Below are 15,838 nucleotides of genomic sequence, written 5' to 3'. Positions count from 1 at the left end.
CCCATTTAAAATCCAGAAGTCGCAATACCTTTTTTTGGTGTGTGTGGGGGGCTGGTTTTTTTTTATATCAGACTGGGGGAGCCCCGGGGGGGGGGGGCGCCGACCATGGCGGTGCCATGGTCGGCGCCGGGGATGATGTCGAACTGGACCGGGGTGCCGGCGGCGCAGTAGCGGTCCGCGGTCTCGAGGGCGAGGTCCAGGGGGACCTGGTCGTTGCTGCCGTGCCATTCGTAGAGGGGTTGGCGGATGAGCTCCGGGACGACCTCGAGGGCATTGGCGTGCATGGTGTGGATCAGGTCCGGGTCGTTCTCCTTGCCGGGGTGGAAGACGTCGCCGATGCTGTGGTTCGCGCCGACCGTAATGATGTCGTCCACACAGGAATTGGCGATGCGGTCGCGCATCCAGAAGCCGAAGGGGGTGAGCGAGCTGTCCAGCTGGATCTGGGCGGGGTACTCGCGCTCCATGCCCACTGCCACCGCGAAGCCCAGGCCGAACAGCGGCTGGGGCGTATTGCCCACCTGGATGGCCAGTTTGCCCGGATTGACCGGCACGCCGCCCTCCGCGACGCCGACGATCGGCAGCTCGGGCGCGTAGTTGGGGGCGATGGCGGCCGCGAAACCGGTGGCCATCGCACCGCCGGAGTAACCGGCCAGGCCGACCGGCGAATCACCCAGCCCCGCCGGGGCGAAACGCTCGACGGCGCGAATGCCGTCGAGGGTGATCTGCCCGCCCATGCGGGCCGCGCCGTAGGCGCTGTCGGGGCCGAGGTGATCGGGCACGGCGATCGCCCAGCCGCGCGCCAGCAGCAGCGGGAAAGCGGCAGCCTCCCGCACGCCGCCGTTGAACAGGGCGTGCGACGGCGCGCATTGCATGCCCAGGGAATTCACGAACGGCTGATACGACACCAGCGGTCGCGGGCCGGGGCCCGGGGTGATGAGGGTGGTCACCGCGGCGATGGGCACGCCGGTGGAGTTCGTGGAGCGGAACTTCAGCTGCCACACCGTCGCTCCGGGCCAGGGATGGTTGGGCACCAGGCGGGAATCGAGCACGTCACCGTTATGGGCGGCGTTGAGATTCCCTGTGGCGTAGTAGAACCCGTCCGGGTCGGAAACCGGATAAATCGCCCCGGCGTGGGCCGCGGGGGTGGCGGCCATGGCGGCCGCCAGTACCGTGGCGATTCCGAACCCTTGAACCAGCAACTTTCTGATCGACTGCCGCACCGCCAACTTGACTCCTCGAGGCCGATGGGACAACTCCGGGTAAGCGGCACTATCCTCGCAGTTCCGGGCTGCTGTTCGGCTTCACCAACACGCCGAACAGCAATGATTTGGCTAATTGGAGAGGAGGGGCGGTGGCAGCGAGAGTCGCGGGCGTGGACGCCGCCCTGCTCGGTGTCATCGGCCTCGGTGGCGCGATCGGCGCGGAAGCGCGCTACGCCATGAGCCTGTGGGTGCCGCACCACGGCTCGATTCCATGGCAGACCTTGGCGGTCAATGTGATCGGTTGCTTCCTCATCGGGGTACTGATGGTGTGTATCACCGAGATCTGGGTGGCGCACCGGCTGTTGCGGCCCTTTCTCGGGGTCGGGATTCTCGGCGGATTCACCACCATGTCCACCTACGCGGTGGAAGTTCGTACACTGCTCGAATCGGGCCGGGTCGGCGCCGGACTGGCCTACCTCGGGGGAACAGTGGTGACAGGACTGATTTCGGTCCTGCTGGGCGTGAGTGCGACACGATGGGTATCGGAGACGGCACGACGATTGGGGGCAGGCGATGAGTGACATGGTTCGGCAGTGGGTACCCGCGTCTCGGCTGACGGTGCTGCTCGGCGAGGACGACACCTATAGGCACCGGCCCCGCTATCACGAGATCGTGCGGCGTGCCCGGGACGCCGGATTGGCCGGGGCCAGTGTGTGGCGCGGCGTCGAGGGCTACGGGGTGTCCTCCCATATCCACACCGCCCGGCTGCTCGATCTGGCTGAGCGGTTGCCGGTGATGCTGATGATCATCGACGACACCGCACGGCTGCGGGCGTTCGTGGAAAGCAATGCGGACCTGCTGGATTCGGTGACGGTGGCGCTTTCGCCGGTCGAGGTCTTCGCCGGAGTGCGGCGGTGACAGGGCTGCTGGTGATCCTCGGCGCGCTCTTCGGGGCGCCCGTCCGGTATCTGGTGGATCGCGCGGTGGCCTATCGATTCGATAGTGTTCTCCCCCTGGGCACACTGGCGGTGAACATGGGCGGTTCGGCCGTGCTGGGCGCGTTGATCGGTGCGGGAGCAAATCATTGGCTCCTGGCTGCCGTGGGAACGGGGTTCTGCGGCGCGCTGACCACGTTCAGCACGTTCGGGTACGAAACGGTTCGATTGGCCGAGGAGGGCGCTTACAGCTATGCGGTGGCGAACGTCGTGATCGGCGTCGGCGCAAGCCTGGCCGCGGCCTACCTCGGTGCCTTCCTCGGGCAGTGGGTGTGGCCGTGATTCTCATGACCAGCCGGGCGCAGGCGATACGGAAGGGAGGTGCGAGTATGGCCCACGATCGAGCCGGACGACCGGCCCGGGCCACGGACCTCGAGGACATCGCGCACTTGGTGACGGCCTACTACAGCCGGATTCCGGATCCGTCGGATCCCGCGCAGCTGGTGGCCTTCGGCACCTCCGGGCATCGCGGGTCGAGCCTGGACTGCGCCTTCAACGAGGCGCACATCCTGGCCATCACCCAGGCGATCGTGGAATACCGTGCCTCACGCGGCATCACCGGGCCGGTGTACCTGGCACGGGATACGCACGCGCTGTCCGAGCCCGCCTGGACCACCGCGCTGGAGGTGCTGGCCGCCAATGACGTCACCGCCGTCATCGACTCGCGCGACAGGTACACGCCCACACCGGCTCTGAGTCACGCCGTGCTGCGGCACAATCGGGGCGGGACCCGGCACCAGGCCGACGGCATCGTGGTGACGCCCTCGCACAATCCGCCGCGCGACGGCGGGTTCAAATACAACCCGCCGCACGGCGGTCCCGCCGACACCATCGCCACCGATGCCATTGCCGCGCGCGCCAACGAGCTGCTGCGCACCGAGCTCGCCGACGTCAAGCGCACCTCGCTGGCGCAGGCGCTGGCCACCAACGTGGAGCGCTACGACTACCTGGACCGCTACATCTCGGACCTACCCAATGTGCTGAATCTGGACGCCATTCGGGGCGCCGGGATTCGGCTGGGCGCGGACCCCATGGGCGGGGCCTCGGTGGACTACTGGGAGGAGATCGGGCAGCGGTACGACCTCGAACTCGAGGTGGTGAATCCGTTCGTCGATCCGACCTGGCGGTTCATGACGCTGGACTCCGACGGGCGGATCCGGATGGATCCCTCGTCGCGGTACGCCATGGCGTCGCTGGTGGCGATTCGCGACGATTACGACATTTCGACCGGCAACGACGCGGACGCGGACCGGCACGGGATTGTGACTCCCGATGCGGGACTGATGAATCCGAATCACTACCTGGCGGTGGCGATCGAGTACATGATCGCCAACCGGATGGGGTGGGACGCGCTCACCAAGATCGGCAAGACGGTGGTGACGTCCTCCATGATCGACCGGGTGGTCGGCGTGCTCGGCCGCGACGTGTACGAGGTGCCGGTCGGGTTCAAGTGGTTCGTGCCCGGATTGTTCAGCGGCAGCCTGGCTTTCGGTGGCGAGGAATCCGCGGGCGCGTCGTTCCTGCGCATGGACGGCACCGTGTGGACCACCGACAAGGACGGCATCGTGCTCGCGCTGCTGGCCGCGGAGATCACCGCCGTCACCGGGCAGAGTCCGTCCACCCGCTACACCGAACTCGAGAAACGCTACGGCTCACCCGCCTACGCTCGTGTTGACGCCACCGCCACCCCGGAACAGAAGACCCGCCTGGCGGCGTTGACGCCCGACATGATCACCGCGACCGAAATCGCCGGCGAACCCATCACCGGTATCCAGACCCGCGCCCGAGGCAATGGCGCGGCCCTCGGCGGCGTCAAGGTCACCACCGAGAACGCCTGGTTCGCCGCCCGCCCGTCGGGCACCGAGGACAAGTACAAGATCTACGCCGAATCCTTCCAGGGGCCGGAGCACCTCGCGCAGGTCCAGGCCGCGGCCGAGGAGATCGTCGGACACGCCCTCACGGGTGAATAGCGCGGTCTTCGGTCAGGTGTGGCGAATGGATGGATTGGTGTGTGCGCCGGGCGGATCCGGGTGGGCGGTGCGTCGTGGTGAGTGAGGTCGAGGGGCCGGTCGGCGGGCGGCATCGGCTGCCGGTGGAGATCTGGGTGCTGGTGGGGTCGGCGTTCACGATCGCCATCGGGTTCGGGTTGGTGGCCCCGGCGTTGCCGCAGTTCGCGCGGAGTTTCGATGTGGGGGTGGCCGCGGCCTCGTTCATCGTGAGCGCGTTCGCGTTGATGCGGTTGATCTTCGCGCCGCTGGCGGGTCGGTTGTTGCAGAAGCTGGGGGAGCGGCCGGTCTATCTGACCGGGCTGTTGATCGTGGCGGTGTCGACCGGTGCGTGCGCGCTGGCCCAGAGCTATTGGCAGCTGCTGGTATTGCGGTCACTGGGTGGGATCGGGTCGACGATGTTCACGGTGTCCTCGCTGGGGCTGGTCATCCGGATGTCCCCGCCCGCCGAACGCGGGCGGGTGTCGGGGGTGTACTCGACGAGCTTCCTGATCGGCTCGATCAGCGGGCCGCTGGTCGGCGGTGCGCTGTCCTTCCTGGGCCTGCGCGCTCCGTTCCTCATCTATTGCGTGGCGCTGCTGATCGCCAGCCTCATCGTCTATGTGGCGCTGCGGGATTCCCCGCTGGCCCTGCCGGAGAAATCGAACGGCGCGCCCGTGCTGACCTTCCGCGAGGGGCTGGCCCGGCCCGCCTACCGGGCCGCGCTGTGGGCCAACTTCGGCAATGGTGCAGCCGTTTTCGGTGTGCGCATGGCGCTGGTGCCGCTCATCGTGGTGGAGGTCCTGAAGCAGGACGCCGCCCTGGCAGGCGTGGCCCTGACCGCCTTCGCCCTCGGCAATGCCTCGGTGCTGTTCCTGTCCGGGCGGTGGTCGGACACGGTGGGCCGCAAGCCCTTCCTCATCGCAGGAACCCTGGTCTGCGCAGTCGGCACCGCGGGCATCGGCCTCGCCTCCACCCTCGTCTGGCTCCTGGTCGCCTCCTGCGTGGCGGGCATCGGCTCCGGCATGTTCACCCCCGCCCTGCAAGCGGCGGTCGCCGACATCATCGGCCCCGGCACCCGCGGCGGCCCGGTCCTCGCGGGCTACCAGATGTCCGCCGACCTGGGCACCTTCCTCGGCCCCTACGCGATCGGCATGCTCGCCGACCGCGTCTCCTACGGCGTGGCCCTCGGTGTGACCGGCGCCCTGCTGGCCTCGGCGTCGGCGGTCTGGCTGCTGGTGCCGGAAACCCTCCGCCGAAGAGAACCCGCCGCATCCACCGCCGCCTAGCGGGCCGGCCGCAGATTTTGGTGGGGCGGGGTGGGTGTTGCTCGGGTGAGGGCGTCGGGCAGAGTGTTGCGGGTGAGCAAACCGACTTCGAAGCACACACCGCGGCCGGTCTCGAGCAAGACCACCTACGCGCTGGCCGGGCTGGCCGTTGTCGTGGTCGTGGTGATCGTGGCGGCCCTCTACCTGTGGAATCGCGGCGGCGGGGACGAGGTGCGCAACGACGGGTACGGTCCGGTGCACGATCCTGCGGTGTCGGTGGCGCTGGATTCCGACGGAGCCATTGTGCTGGGCAAGCCCAATGTGAAAACCCTTGACATCTATGAGGATCCGCTGTGCCCGGCGTGCGGTCAGCTGGAGAAGATCTACGGGCAGGAGATTGCCCAGCAGGTCGACCTCGGCAAGATCGCGGTGCGGTACCGCCTGGTGAACTTCCTCGACCCGCGGTCGAGCAGCAAGGACTACTCCACCCGCGCGGTGGCCGCCAACGAGTGCGTCGCCCAGGCCGGTGACGGTCCGGTCTACTCGAAGTTCCACTCGCTGCTGTTCACCACCAAGCAGCCCGCCGAGGGCGGTTCCGACCACGACAACAAGGAACTGGCCGCCATCGCCAAGGAGGCGGGCGCCGGTGACGATGTCGCCAAGTGCATCACCTCCGGCGACCGCGCCGACACCGGCCGCGCCCACGCCGATGCCGCACTCAAGGCCCTCAACGACGCCCTCAACAATCGCGCCGCCACCCCGTCGGTCTTCATCGACGGCAAGAAGGTCGACGTGAACAACAAGAACTGGGTCCTCGACGCCGCGAAATAGGCGGGGCGGTAAGGCTTCAGACGTCGAGGATGGGCCAGCGCAGGCGACCTGTGCAGGTGGCTGCCCGGCCCAGCGCGTCCTCGGCGGCATCGAGTTCGATGAGGGCCTCGTCGAACACCTCGGCGGCGCCGGCGACGCAGTAGGCCGGGGTGGTGAGTGCGCCGGTGCCCGGCGTATCGAGCAGCAGGCCGGAGTCGGGGAGATCGCGGTAGGCGGCGGTCAGGTCCGCCAGGTCCGCTCGGAGGGTCTGCAGCCGATCTTGCAGTAGCTGCCGCCGCTGTTCCAGCAGCAGCGGGTCCCGCAGGTCGGCTTCCGCGCTCGGTTCGTGGTCGCTCATGCGACCAGCATGCCGTGGTGGGCCGGAACATGCGGTGGTGCACAGGAATTCGGATGTTCTTGTGCACCACCGCATGCCGGGCGGAATGGGTGGGGTGCGGCCCTCGGGGGAACGGAGAAGTGAGCCGCACCCCGGGGAGGGAACCGGGCTGGGGGCTCGGCTCCGTGGTCGGGGAGGGGATCTTGCGGGTCAGCGCGATGCGGCTCGGGTGGGGGTTTCGGGGATGTCGTTGTCCGGGGTGGCGCGGGACAGCTGGGGATGGATGAGGATGTGGGACTCCATCGGGTAGGCCAGGTCCTGGGTGAAAGGTGCTCCACCCGTGGCGGTTTCGATGGGGTCGGGAACGACGCGCAGGGGGTGTGGCCTGGCGGGTGCGTCGATATCGGTGTGCGGGAACAGGTAGCGCGCACCTTCGCGGACGGTTTCGTGCGACTCGCCACTGGGGTCGATCCAGCGCATGCGATCGGTGTCCGAGAGATAGACGCGCCAGGGGTGTTTTCCCTTGTCGGCCAGTAACTTCAGCCGATGGTGATGCGTGCACAGGACGGCGCGGTAGGCGGGATTCGGGCCCGGGACGCCGCGCGAGGGATGTGGCTCGAACTGGACCAGGGTGGTTTCCGCCGCGGGCATGGTGCAGCCGGGGAAGCGGCACAGGCCATCGACGGCGCGAACCTCACGGGGTGGCGCGCTCGAAAAAGCGCGTACCGCAACGGGTTTCGTATCCAGAGCGGTCATGGCGCGTTCCCAGGGAGCCTGCCGGACCGGGATGGTCCGTGACTCCGGCCTGCGCGAGGTGCGGGGGCCCGGCGCGTCGGCCGGTTCGGCGCGCCGGGGGGCCGTTCCGTCCGTGGCGTTCGCCTCCTGGGCGGCCTCGTTCGGGAAGTACTCCGGAATCACCTGGAAACGTGCGTGTTCGGCAAGGGTGCGGGCGAGGGCACCGTCGATGGGGCCGTAGCCGGCGAGGAAGGCCGGATCGTCGCGCAGGCCGAGCAGGGTTTCGGCGGAGACCCCGACCTGGATGAGTGGGCGGCGGGGCGTGGTGGGGGCATCGGCCTTGGGGCAGTCGAGTCCCCGGCCGCAGCCGCAGCGCAGGCGGCCGGAGCCGTCGGCGAGCGCGACCAGCGCGTCGGTGCGGCGCTGGGACATGGTGCGGGGATCGGCCTCGCAGACCTGGAGGCTCATTTCGCGTAGCCGCATGGCGAGCGCCTGGGCTCCGGCGGCGGGCAGCAGGCCGTCGAATACGGCCATGCCGTCCTGCACCGCGCGAATGCGGACGTCGCGGTCCTGCTCGCGCTCCTCGCGGCGGCGGGTCTCGCCTTCGGGGTCCAGCCGGGTGACCCAGCGCTGGGCGGTCTGGCGTAATCGGGCCGGGTCCGAGCGCAGCGCCGCCTCGATCAGCTTGGGCTCCAGCACTTCTCGCACCTCGTGCGGCAGGCCGCGCAGACTGTCCGCGATCACCTGCACCCGAGACAGGTCGATCCGCCCGGCCGCGAAGGCGTGCTTGGTCTGCGGTAGGGAATCCAGCGCCAACCCGATATCGATGAGGGCCGCCGCCACCGCCTCCGACACGTGCACCGCCACGGCGATCTCCGCCGCGGCGAACTCCCCGGCACGCACCCCGCCCGCTCCCGGCGCGGCATTCCCGGCCCGATGCCGGCGATACACCTCCCGCACCGCTGTGACTTCCGCCGCCTGTGCGAACGCCGCCGCCCCGTGTGCCCGCCGCAGCGCGTCGATCAGCTCTTCCTCGCCCATCGCCTCCACCTCTCGGCTATCGAACATGCGTTCGAGACTACATCGAGAAGATCGCCGCCGCCAGCCTCTGTACAGGCGATTTGGTTTGTTCGACACCAGTCGTGTAACTTCGTTCAAGCAAGCAGGGCAACGCCCCGCTGGCAGAGAAGTGAACACGGGGCTATGGCGCAGCTGGTAGCGCACCACACTGGCAGTGTGGGGGTCAGGGGTTCGAGTCCCCTTAGCTCCACCAATCGTGTCATTGCACGAACCGACTCCATTGGGGCTGGTACCGCAGAAGCGGTACCAGCCCCAATGTCGTTTCCGGGTTAGGGGATGCGGAACGTGGGGACGAGGCGGTCTGGTCCGGTGATGGCGACCTGGGCGACGAGGGCCTCGATGAGTGCCTTGGCTTGGGTGCAGGTTCCGGTGGTGATGATGTTGGCGATGTGGTCGGCGATGACGTCGAGCGTGGCGGGTCCAGGGGCTGTGGGTTCGCTGGCCAAAGCGGCGGTGAGTTGGTCGCGGCGGGTGGCGAGCTGGGTTGTCTTGGTGCGCAATTCGCCGAGTCGTCCGGCGAGGAGTTCGGGGTCGAGGGTGCCGTTTTCGAAGGCGTTCAGATACCGGTCGATCGCCTGCTGAGCCTTGGCGAGTTCAGCGGAGATGGTGGCCAGTTCGGCGCGGGTGTCGCTGCTGGCGTCTCGGTGGTGTCGCTTCTGGGCGTGGATGGCTTGGCTGATCAGGTCGTGGCGGGTGCGGTAGAAGTTGCTCAGGGCTTCGAGGACGGCTGCGTCGACGGAGTCGGCGTCGAGGCGGGTGAAGTCGCACTTGTCGGTGTCGTAGCGGGTGCGGTTGAAGCAGGTGTAGTAGCGGTAGGTGCGGGAGCGTCCGGTGGCGCGGGTTCCGATCATGGCGCGCCCGCAACGCGGGCAACGCAGGCGGCCGGTCAGGAGATAGCCCGAGGAGTTCGCGGCGCGGTGGGCGTGGGATTCCCCGCGCGCTTCGAGGACTGATTGGGCGTGGTCGAAGGTGTCGGTGTCGATGATGGCGGGGTGGGTGTTGGTGACGGTGCTGTCGCGGAACGTCAACTCGCCGAGATAGATCCGGCTGTTGAGAATGCGCAGTACATGGTGACCGGACCATTGTGGTAGGCATCGAGTTTGTGGGTGAGGGTGGTCAATGATTCTGTGCCGGTGTCGAATTCGATGAAGAACCGCACCGCGCAGTTGTGGCGTTCCCAGCAACCGTATCCGTCCGGGCATAGTCGGACTCGTTCTCCGGAATACTTGTCGAGCTGAAAGAACTCGCCGCACTGCCGCTCCGACCACCGATCAGGGTGCGTGATATCGCGGCGATGAGTGGGGTTGCGGTGGGCGGCCAAGGCGCAGAAGAAGTCGTTGACGCCAAGGCGATGCTCGAGAGTCGGTGAGCAGGCCAGACGTTCGAGCATCAGGGCGTGCGCGTCAGGGGCTGGTGGCTTGTCGGCGCGTTGGGCGGAGATCAGGCGTGCGCCGGGATATCCGAGGGCGTGGCGGGTTTGGCTGGTGCCGCCGCCCTAGAGGGATTCGCGGAAGGCGAAGAGCATGCCCATCTCGCGGAGTTTGCGCAGTCGGTCCTGTGCGCGGCGGACGGAGGAGAATTCGAGGGCGGCGATCTGATCGGTGGTGAAGACCTTGTGCTGCGGCAAACAGGGAGAGAAGACGTCGGTCACGGTCGAGGAGACGGAACCAGGGACCGGCGTCTGGGTGCCCGCCCCGTTGCACCCAGCGGCCGCCGCGCGGCCCTACGCGGGAATGTGTATGAGTATTGATGTTCATTCTGGATTTCGCCCCCGTACCTCGATCCTGCCCCTGAGCGGCGCGGGTATGGTTGGCGTGTTCGGCGTTTGGGGTGGCGGCTAGGACGCCGAGCACCCGCCGCCCCATCCGCGCCGCCAAACGCTGACCCATCCGCAGCCGGGTTGTCGTCGCGGCCGTTCATCGGGCATCACCGCCGACCGGTTGCCGGGTGCCCACCGCACGGATCATGATGTCCGGCCCGTCGACCAGCACCGTGCGGTTCGTATGCTGGTCCGTCAGGTCCACCAATTCGGCCGTTTGCGAACTGTCCCCGCGGGGCCCGAGACGGTTTCCGCGAACATCATTCATGCCTCGGGACGCTCACGTGACGATCGAATTCCGACAAGACTCCGCACTGAGCATGACCGCGTCCAGTCTGTCGAGACCGAGGGCTTCTACTGTCGCAGGCAGCGAGAACAGATCCGCCTGATTCAAGCGCATCCACCGCACCCGAGTACTCGCAACTCGTGCGCTGATCGCTGGTACTGCGAGGTCGGCTTTGACGGTGCCACGGCAGCCGAGCACCACGGTGGTGCTGTTGGTCGCGAGTTGCTCGGCGACGAGTTATCCCAGTTCGTAATTCGTTCATTCGGCTTCGAGTTGCAGTTGCACGACACGTCGGTCGCCGTGGGCGACCAGTGCGTCGACTATTCGTAGAAAGGCTGCTGCGGCATCGGAGCCTGGAGTGACGGCCCGGCGAATCTCGGTCAGCCATTGCGGAATATGCTTGCAGCGATACGGACTCTTGTAGTCGATCAGCGCCTCCATCAAGCGCAGTGCAACTGTCGCTTGCCATGTGACATCTGTGGTTCGAGCGAAAAGCACAAGCTGATCGACGGCTTGAGCGTTCCCTCGGGCCATCTGAACCCACTCATCGATAAGTGAACCCAGTTGGTCTGGGGTTATCCAGTCTTTACTCGCCTCGGCGGCAACCTCGGCCGGTCGTCGAATTTCCGGCGGCCGGTAGTGCAATCTGTATTCCTCGGACCACTCGCTGTCTTCCTCGGCTGTCGGGGCTGGAAGGAGATAAGCGATCTCGTCGCTCGCTGTGTTCGATCCAGTGCGCGAGTCGAGCACGATCCGAATGATGCCGGGCCAAATGTGCGGGAGGGCACGGCGTACTTCCGCTCTGTGGGTTGCCTGCCACGCCAGGCCGTAGAGCACCTCCTGCAGGGCGGCGCCAGAGTTCGCCAATGCCTTCAAGTGTTCTCGCAGCAGTTCGACCCGGCCCTGAACGGCCTCGGACGCGAGCACGTGGGGCACGGCTTTACCGACGGCACACGGTGGTTCTGAGGTAGTTGTGCGGACTGGTGCCTTGATCCTGCGTTGGATCATCAGCATGGCTTTGAGCAACACCGAGGCTTGTTCACTGACGCAGCATCGGCTCTCGGCTGCCTGATAGCAGGCGGTGATCGGCCCGGCCAAGGCTCCCAGATCGAGCCGCTCGGTGCGAGACAGCGCCTCGGTCGGCGGCATAAGCCAGAGGCTTGACCCCCTGTCGCCATAGGCCGGCGCGTGGTGGCAGATCCATGACTCGATCGATGCCATCGCCATTTGATGTACGCATCCACGCGTCGTGCCTGTGTTCCGACAAGGTGCCTCCCAAAGTTCCGATGTTCCGTCCTCGAGGGCCTTTCCGAAATTGCTGAGCGGTTCCTTCACACACATTTCGAGAGCGTCGTTCAGACACTCGAAATCGAGCGGTACGTGATGGAAGTTCGCGGAGAACAAGTAGAGGAGACCGTGGCTCGTCGAGGGACTGCTTGCCAGTCCGGACAACGTGTGTTCGAACCCGAGCCGCGGCATGAACTGGTCGGCCGAGGCCGCCAGGAGTCGGGTTGTGGCCCAATGAATATCGTCATCGCCGAATCGAATGGCGGATCTGGCGTGGGCGACCACTGCGGCCAGGGATACCTGCGCGATAGTGTTTCGTATGGTCTTGTCGGAGTCGACCGTTGGAAGATCGCATTCCAGAGCGCGGACTGTTCGCAGATCGCCGGCGATGTGGGGGAGCACGTCCTCGCGTCCGAGCATGTATCGCAGCCCGATGCGATTCATTGTCTGCCACGATATTTCGTCGGAGCTGGGCTCCTGCTCTTCGGGCACCTCGACCAGTGCGGGCAGTGTCGTCAGGAGATCGACGACCACGACGACATCGTTGTCCGTTCGGAGCCGGTAGTTGCCGGCGTCGAGTAAGGCTGCACAGGCGCGTGTGTACTCGGCATCCTGCTGAGTCAGGCGCTCGCTACGCTGCAAGAGCTCCGCACCGATTCCTCCGAGCAGTTGCATATATTCGTCAGAGCGGCCAATGAGCGCGGCGGTCACCAGTCTCCAGACAGCGACAGAAAGGGTGACCTCGGTTCTTTGAGCCAGAAGCTCCTGGCCACCTTCGGTTTTCGTCATGAACCTGTGGCTCAGAAGGCCGTGTCGTTCCAGATTCCATACCTCGGGCTGTCGGAGCCAGCAGTCCAGCTCGTCCTGGACCTGGTCCAAATGGTCTATCAGTAGCGAGACCACTAATCCCGGCATCGCGAGATTGTGGCAGTTGCCGAGCAGCATTTCGACGACACGCCCGATCGGTTGTACCTCGGACTCGATCAGCGATTCGGCATAGCGTTTCAATGCTGACAATCCCGCGAATGCCGGTTCGTGGGCGGCTCGAAAGTCGATTCCCCAGTGCATATCCCAATGACTGAAGCTGCCGTAGCAGAACCTGCGCACGCCATCGGGAAACTCCAGCTCGGCACCGTTGATCTCGCTGGAGATGTGTTTTGCGCGCTCTTCGCCGTCGCGTTTCGCGAAGTCATTCAAGAGGGTCTGGACGACTCGGATGGCAACGGCCGGGTCGGCCCCGATCATGGCGGTAAACGGGCCAGGAACCCAATCAGCGGTATCGAGCAGAATCCGTGCGAGATTGTTCACGGGCGGGGCGAGTGTGGCGCCTCCGCAGTAATAAGACTCGGTGATATCTGCGAGTAGTGCGAGGTTGTTGGATGCCAATGATTCTGTTGCCCAACGTGATTCGAGTACTCGGCGCATGCCGAAAGGCTGTATTCCTTGTGTTGCGCCTCGGTCGCGGAGGAACCTCTCGGCGTGTTCGTCCAGGTCCGGTCCCAATAGCGCCGACACCTCCGAGGGAAAGGAATCGTTGAGGTGCCACTCGTGCGTCAGCGTCAGAGCGCGTACTTGAGTGCGGTGACCCGAAGGGTCCGTTTCGGCCAGTAGTAGGCCGCGTAGCCAGGCGAGGACCAGGTGCTCGACGGAGGATCCTGGCCACAGGACGCTTCGGTCCTCCAGAGGAATCCGGAGGTATGCGTGATCGACGAGGGGGCCCAAAATGGCGGGGTCGCCGACGCCTTCGTACGTGTACCGATCCACGGCAAGACGAATCAGATCTCGACGGTCCTCATCCGGTGATACCGGCCAGACGTGCTCCATCATAGGACGGGAATCACCCGCTGTGAGAACAGCTTCCAACGGGACCTCAGCCCAGCGACGTCCGAATTCTTTCGCTAGGTCGCGGAAGATCGTCAGCAACCGCGCGTATTCGGCATTGAATTCTGTTCGAGGCGAGGCGAAGGTAACTTGGCAGGCCAGTCGAGTAGCACGCAGTGTCCATCGCGGTGCTCCCGCCTCTCGTAACACGGACCACCCGTCACACAGGATCAACATCGCGACTGCGAAGTCGCGGATCAGATCGTTCGCGAAGTCCTCGCTCGCACTCCACACTCTGTCGTCGGTATTGCGGAGCAGCAACCCGTCCATGCGTAGCGAAGGCAATGCCTCGACCTCAACCGCCGATGCCGGCGGCGAATCAGGCAACAGCCGGCGACGTGCGAGCATAAGGAGGGTGTAGTGCCGTGCATCGCGGGTAGCAGCGGTCGGCCGCCGTACGACCCGGCTCCAAATGGCGGAGAAGACGTCCGCTTCGGACAGGGGGCGGTCGGGCAGTGCAGCGGCGTCGCCACTGCGTAACAACATGTCGATCAGCCCGAGGCGGCCAAACACCCATCCTGGACGTTGCTGATCGGCCAGTCCCGACAATCGTGGAAAGTACTCGGCGATCTCCAGCAGCTCCGATGGGAGGAGCAGTGGCACTTCATGTGTGCGGCACGGGCGCGGTATGCCTGTAGCTCGGAGTGAAATGGACAAACTGTCGGCGACGGCAACGGTGGCATCCGTGCGAGTCACTGCGACGACGCCGAATCCAGCGCGCAAGGAAGCGGTTGCAAGTTGTGACAGTAGAGCGGACTTGCCCTCCAGAACTGCCTCGGCACCGTCGATCACGATGAGTGAGTGCTCGGCCTGGCGACTGGCGAGGACTTCCGAAAACCCTGTACCCAGAGCAGTTTCGAGTTCGACCATAGTCTCGGGGAGGTCGTACAGGCTGAGCGTTGCCAGACAGCCGCCTCGGGATCGCAGTTCTTCGGCGACCTTTACGGTGAGTGCCGACTTACCGATATCCGGCTCGCCGCTCACGATGACGACACTCGGTTCGCCCGCCACGTTCAGAAGCGTGTCGAGAAGTGAGTGTCGAGCCTCGACCCGGTCGATCTCCAGATTTCCTTCGGGCCCGCTCAGCGCGAAACCGGTACGGTCTCGCAGTGCAACCGCTAGGCGGTCCAGAAGGTTCCAGCCAAATTCCATGGCTTGGTCGCTCGGCCCGGTCTCCGCCAGATATCTGATAGCTTCGGTTCCTGCGAGCATCTCGGGAAAGCTCCACACGAGATCCTCTGGTGCCGACGCGATTCGAGCGTCGATATCCGCACGCCACTCGCATCGCATGATGATGCCGAAGACTTTCGAGTGGGTCTCGAGCTGTTGCTTCACCAGCTTGTCCATCGACCCGATGTCGGGCGTGGCGGTCCCAGCGACACTGGTCATGAGGATGTATTCACGTGCGCCGGCCGCCACCAGCCGACGGATGCTGGGCGTCTCCCTACTGATCGCCTGGTTCAACCAGGTCGCCGGGTTCGGAGGCTGCCGTTTCGACCATTTGACCTGGAAGATCACCGCATCCCGGTCCAGAGTGATGTCTCGTCCGCCGTCTGACTCACCGACCGGATAGCAGGTCGCGTCAGGGTAGCAATGTTTCAGCAACGCGGCACACAGTTCTTGGAATCGTTCCTTGCCGAGACGTTCGTATAGGTACCGGCTGGACGGTTCCGATGGTTCGCCCGCCACTTGTGCTCCTTGAGTTCACGAGGCCAACGTTCCAGATGCTACGGTTCGGCACCGACAGCCGGTCCCATCGTCTGTCGTTTCGCTTGCGAGACTGGCGAATTGGATGGGACAGTCGGGGGTCGGCCTAGGTGGCGGCACTTTCAACTTTCCTCGGCCGGATATCACCCGGACGTGCACAAGGCGGCACGGACGGTCGCGGCGGATGGCGACATCGAACCGGCCATGGCCGCGCTCTGCGCTCATCAAGGAGGAGGGGTGGTGGTGGATCGTGGCGCGTCACCCCCGGCTCCCGGCGCGATAGCTGCGCCCTCCCCGCCCACCTAGGTCGTCGCCTTCGCGACACCAGCGAGTCGCGACTGCGTTTCATCCAGTCGTTGGCTTATGTCGCTATGGACGTGGTGGATACGTCGCGTTTTGTAGGCGGGATCCCACTGCGAATCGCGATGTCAGGTCCTTCTACCAGC

11 protein-coding genes, 1 tRNA gene and 1 pseudogene are annotated in these 15,838 nt (G+C 65.7%); 7 read left to right on the top strand and 6 right to left on the bottom strand.

Annotated elements, in window-relative coordinates:
• Positions 1–62: 62 nt before the first annotated feature.
• Positions 63–1,220 carry a lipase family protein gene (locus ACFXHE_RS02910; protein ID WP_379380360.1) on the bottom strand — a complete coding sequence of 386 codons (1,158 nt, stop codon included), beginning with the start codon at positions 1,218–1,220 and terminating at the stop codon, positions 63–65.
• A gap of 131 nt (positions 1,221–1,351) precedes the next feature.
• Here ACFXHE_RS02910 and crcB (ACFXHE_RS02905) point away from each other — a divergent pair, with 131 nt between their 5' ends.
• The 6 genes from crcB (ACFXHE_RS02905) (at position 1,352) to ACFXHE_RS02880 (ending at position 6,281) form a co-directional block, all read left to right on the top strand.
• Positions 1,352–1,783, top strand: a complete 432-nt coding sequence (gene crcB / locus ACFXHE_RS02905) for a fluoride efflux transporter CrcB (protein WP_379379173.1) — start codon at positions 1,352–1,354, stop codon at positions 1,781–1,783.
• Positions 1,776–2,120, top strand: a complete 345-nt coding sequence (locus ACFXHE_RS02900) for a DUF190 domain-containing protein (protein ID WP_379379171.1) — start codon at positions 1,776–1,778, stop codon at positions 2,118–2,120. Before crcB (ACFXHE_RS02905) ends, ACFXHE_RS02900 begins: the two co-directional genes overlap by 8 nt.
• Entirely contained in the window at positions 2,117–2,479 is a 363-nt protein-coding gene (gene crcB, locus ACFXHE_RS02895; RefSeq protein WP_379379169.1) for a fluoride efflux transporter CrcB, read from the top strand. The genes ACFXHE_RS02900 and crcB (ACFXHE_RS02895) overlap by 4 nt, the downstream gene beginning before the upstream one ends.
• Before the next feature lie 47 nt (positions 2,480–2,526).
• Positions 2,527–4,167, top strand: coding sequence for a phosphoglucomutase (alpha-D-glucose-1,6-bisphosphate-dependent) (gene pgm, locus ACFXHE_RS02890; RefSeq protein ID WP_379379167.1), 1,641 nt, complete (start codon positions 2,527–2,529; stop codon positions 4,165–4,167).
• Positions 4,168–4,244: 77 nt separating this feature from the next.
• Complete coding sequence (locus ACFXHE_RS02885; RefSeq protein ID WP_379379165.1) at positions 4,245–5,471, top strand: MFS transporter; 1,227 nt, start codon at positions 4,245–4,247, stop codon at positions 5,469–5,471.
• A 72-nt stretch (positions 5,472–5,543) separates the two neighbouring features.
• The gene (locus ACFXHE_RS02880) at positions 5,544–6,281 is read left to right on the top strand and encodes a DsbA family protein (RefSeq protein WP_379379163.1); all 738 of its coding nucleotides are present in this window, start codon (positions 5,544–5,546) and stop codon (positions 6,279–6,281) included.
• A gap of 16 nt (positions 6,282–6,297) precedes the next feature.
• On the opposite strand, the gene ACFXHE_RS02875 is transcribed toward ACFXHE_RS02880, so the two are convergent.
• Together ACFXHE_RS02875 and ACFXHE_RS02870 are read right to left on the bottom strand one after the other, a co-directional pair.
• Complete coding sequence (locus ACFXHE_RS02875; protein WP_379379161.1) at positions 6,298–6,618, bottom strand: hypothetical protein; 321 nt, start codon at positions 6,616–6,618, stop codon at positions 6,298–6,300.
• A 189-nt stretch (positions 6,619–6,807) separates the two neighbouring features.
• Positions 6,808–8,400: a DUF222 domain-containing protein gene (locus ACFXHE_RS02870; RefSeq protein ID WP_379379159.1), complete on the bottom strand. Its 1,593-nt coding sequence runs from the start codon at positions 8,398–8,400 to the stop codon at positions 6,808–6,810.
• 129 nt (positions 8,401–8,529) lie between these two features.
• Between ACFXHE_RS02870 and ACFXHE_RS02865 the strand changes: the two genes are divergently transcribed.
• A tRNA-Ala gene (locus ACFXHE_RS02865) sits at positions 8,530–8,605 on the top strand.
• Positions 8,606–8,681: 76 nt separating this feature from the next.
• On the opposite strand, the gene ACFXHE_RS02860 is transcribed toward ACFXHE_RS02865, so the two are convergent.
• The 3 genes and pseudogenes from ACFXHE_RS02860 to ACFXHE_RS02850 form a co-directional block, all read right to left on the bottom strand.
• On the bottom strand, positions 8,682–9,533 hold the full coding sequence (locus ACFXHE_RS02860; protein WP_379380358.1) for a recombinase zinc beta ribbon domain-containing protein: 852 nt from the start codon (positions 9,531–9,533) through the stop codon (positions 8,682–8,684).
• Positions 9,437–10,039, bottom strand: a pseudogene (locus ACFXHE_RS02855) (replication-relaxation family protein). Before ACFXHE_RS02855 ends, ACFXHE_RS02860 begins: the two are co-directional and overlap by 97 nt.
• A gap of 736 nt (positions 10,040–10,775) precedes the next feature.
• Positions 10,776–15,374: a hypothetical protein gene (locus ACFXHE_RS02850; protein WP_379379157.1), complete on the bottom strand. Its 4,599-nt coding sequence runs from the start codon at positions 15,372–15,374 to the stop codon at positions 10,776–10,778.
• Between the last annotated feature and the right edge of the window lie 464 nt (positions 15,375–15,838).

This window comes from Nocardia sp. NPDC059229 (assembly GCF_042754165.1).
In the GTDB taxonomy this organism is placed as follows: Bacteria; Actinomycetota; Actinomycetes; order Mycobacteriales; family Mycobacteriaceae; genus Nocardia.
The sequence above is the reverse complement of the archived record's forward strand: the minus strand, read 5'-3'. Positions and strand labels throughout refer to the sequence as shown.